Below are 3,127 nucleotides of genomic sequence, written 5' to 3'. Positions count from 1 at the left end.
GCTCAGCAGCGTCGCGAAGTTGCCGTAGGCGTTCAGCCGCACCCAGGCTTCCACCGTGAAGTCGTTGCCGCCGACATCCAGCGCCGCGCTCGGGGCTGTCACATAGCTGCCATAGCTGCCGTCCAGGCTGAGGCCACCGCTGCCGTAGCGCGAAGCACCCGCATTGACCGCCGCATTGCCGAAGGCGCTGACCGGGTAGCCATTGACCGAGCTGTCGACCAGCCCCGCCGCGTTGCCGCTGCCATCCAGGTGCAGCAGCAGGCTCACGCTTGCGTAGCTCGGGTCCACGCCGTTCGCGTCGCCCGGCACCTGTGGTTTGCCGGCCAGGTCGAAGCGCTTGCTGCCGTCGGTGTCCAGCGTGGCCTGCTGCCGCTGCAGGCACAGCAGCGGCAGCGCCTTGCCATCGGGCAGCGCTGCCGTCGACGGTGCGCAACTCGCGGGCGCATTGCCGTTGAACGGATCCGGCTGGCCGTTGTAGACGTTCGTGGTCAGCAGCTTCGGCTCGGCGGTGCGCGTGGGCAGCGGCCAGTCCGGGTGCCACTCGGTGCTCGTCAGGCGGCTCAGCGCCGGCAGGCTTGCTCCAGGCTGCGTCACCGCGGCGCAGCTCTGGCTTTGCGCCAGGCCTTCCACCGTCGCGAGTACCAGGCCGCGCTGCAGGTCATTCGAGAAGCAGCTTCTCGTGCCGTTGAAATCGTCGCGCCGGCTCAGGTTGCCGCCCGCATCGAAGTCCTGGCTGCTGGTGCTGGCCGAGCAGCCCGCGCCGGCCGGCTGGCTGCGCCCGGTCAGGTAGACCTTGCCGTTGATCTGCGTGGTGGTGATCTCGCTGACCGCGCCCTCGGGGCCGGTCACGCGCAGGCCGGTCGGGGCCACCCAATAGTGGTCGTGCCAGATGATGTTGGCCGACGTGTCGAAGGTCTCGGTGATCGTCCACCCCGGTGCGGTGTCGTAGCTCGACACATACCGCTGCGCGCCGCCCGCCCACTGCGTCTCGATCGCGCGGCCCTCGCTGTCGTAGCCGTACGTCGCGAGACGCGTGTTGTTCTCGTCGACGACACCCGTCACCGCCCACGGCAGGTCGCTGCGCTCGTACAGGTACTTCCGCGTCTTGCCGTCCGGCAGCGTGAGAGTGCTCAGGTTGCCTGTGCTGTCATAGGCGATGAAGGTGTTGTCGGTGCCGCTCGTGATCTGGCGGATGCGCGGTTCGCTCACACCAGCAGGCTGCTCGTAGACGAACTGCGCACTGCGCCCGTTCTGGTCCGTCACCGCGATCAGCAGGCCGCTCTGCGGGGCCACGCTCGCCGGTGTGTCGGCATCGCTGTAGGTGTAGCTCAGGCGGCGGCCGTCGAGCCAGGCCACGTTTAGCAGGCGGCCCTGGGTGTCGTAGGTCTCCTCTGCGCGCGCGGCCATGTCGAGGTAGCGCCAGCCGCCGGCGATTGCCACCAACCGGTCGGGCACATCGGCATCGGGCTGATAGCTTCCCGACGACTGCAGCGCGAAACTCGTCCACTCGCCGTCGCCGCGCGAGACGCTCATGCCCAGCACCTGGCCCCAATCAGTGGTTTGCGGCACCAGCCGCTTGTGCAGTGAGCCCGACCACAGCGGCCCGAACGAGGCGGCGGAGCGTTCGGTGAAGCTCAGGCTAGCATCATTGGTCGGCAGGCGGGGTGTGGTGTTGTACAGCGCCAGCAACGGCTGGCCCGCCAGGGTCGGCAGGCCCAGGTCCTCGCGCAGCAGCTTGGCACCGGTCAGCGGGTCGATCGGGTTGCCCATGGGCGCACGAGCCCGGCAATTGCAGGGCTTGCCGTGGATGCGATCAACCACCGGTGCCGTGCGCTTCTCGTAGGTGCCGCCCAGGATGGTCTCGGTGTGCAGCGTCACATTGCCGCGGTAAACCACGTCGACCACCTGCAGCATGCGAAAGTGCACGCCGTCGGTCTCGTGGTCGAGGTAGCTGCACTTCCGCTGGGTGTATCCGTCGGGCTGCTGAACCGTGGAGCAATTCGAGGCGGCGACAGACGTCTCCAGGATCCCGATCAGGTCAGCGACCGCGGCCGACACCGACGACGTCCACGCGCCGATGGCTTCGTAGTTCGCCCGGTACCGATCGGTCCCCAGCGCCTGCGCCGGTGCGGCCACCAGCATGCAGGTCTGCGCGATCAGCAGCGCCATCCACCTGAAACCCAACCGCGCACCAGCGCACCGACGCGCCCGCGAAATGCCTTGCATGAAGTCCTCCCTGTCGTCCGTCAGCTCGCCGCTGCACAAGCGGTGCGCAGTCTCGCTGACTTTTTGTTGCGAAGTGGAGTGTACAAAGCTGCAGGGGCCGCGAAATGACAGATACCGCCATCGAGGAATCCGATGGCCGATCAGCACACCACTAGCGCCATGCCATCGTCATTTCGCGACGCATCCATCCGCTTCGTCGCATCTCGATACCGCCGGCGGCCACGCCTCGCCACAGTCCACCCCATCGACAGCAGGTCGCCGTCGAACCCACCCGATGGAGTGAACCATGAACCGCACCGCCCTCACGTATTTCGTCACCGTCGCGCTCGCCGTGGGCAGCGCCGCCGCGATGGCGCAAGATGCCGCCGCGCCGAAGACGCGCGCGCAAGTCCGCGCCGAGTTGATCGAGGCCCGCACGCAAGGCACACTGCCGATGGGTGGCGAGTTCGCCGGCACGATGCGCCACGACGCACCGGCCGCATCCGACACCCGCACCGCCGAACGCGCCCCGAAGCGCGCCGAACCGAAGGCGCCGGTCGCCAGCGGCGGCTGAGCCGCCTGGTCCCGCGGGCTGGCGCGCACGCCCCGRCCAGACGCGCTCACGTCAGCTCCCGGCGAAATTTCAAGCTCGCTTTCACCGATCAGCACGAAACCAAGTGCTACGGACGTAAGGCCGGGCAACGCCAGCTTCAGCCACCGCTTCACCTTGTCGAAACCCGATCACGTCGCCATGACGTGGTCTCAGGGAGAGATGAAGATGAAGCGCAGAAACCTGTTGCTGGCCGCCTCCGGGGCCGCCGGCGTGACATTCCTGCCGTTCGCGGCCTCGCGCGCCGCCGGTGCGCGCACCGTCAGCTTCGGCCAGTCGGCGTCGCTGACGGGCGGCCAGGCCAGCTACGGC

The 3,127-nt window shown here is 68.2% G+C and carries 1 protein-coding gene and 1 pseudogene; one reads left to right on the top strand and one right to left on the bottom strand.

Translation table 11 applies throughout. The features are described from left to right. Positions 1-2,226: pseudogene (locus AC1D01_RS27350) on the bottom strand (hypothetical protein); the annotation flags it as partial. Between the two features lie 286 nt (positions 2,227-2,512). Between AC1D01_RS27350 and AC1D01_RS27345 the strand changes: the two are divergent. Continuing rightward, positions 2,513-2,779 carry a DUF4148 domain-containing protein gene (locus AC1D01_RS27345; RefSeq protein WP_477871992.1) on the top strand — a complete coding sequence of 89 codons (267 nt, stop codon included), beginning with the start codon at positions 2,513-2,515 and terminating at the stop codon, positions 2,777-2,779. Positions 2,780-3,127 lie beyond the last annotated feature (348 nt).

It is taken from the genome of Rhizobacter sp. P3_B12 (genome assembly GCF_056402895.1).
Note: the sequence above shows the minus strand (reverse complement) of the source record. Positions and strands in the feature narration are given on the sequence as shown.

What these genes read in the sequence shown, in the direction of transcription:
- AC1D01_RS27345 (WP_477871992.1), top strand. Translation starts at nt 2,513, where the DNA reads ATGAACCGCACCGCCCTCACGTATTTCGTCACCGTCGCGCTCGCCGTG.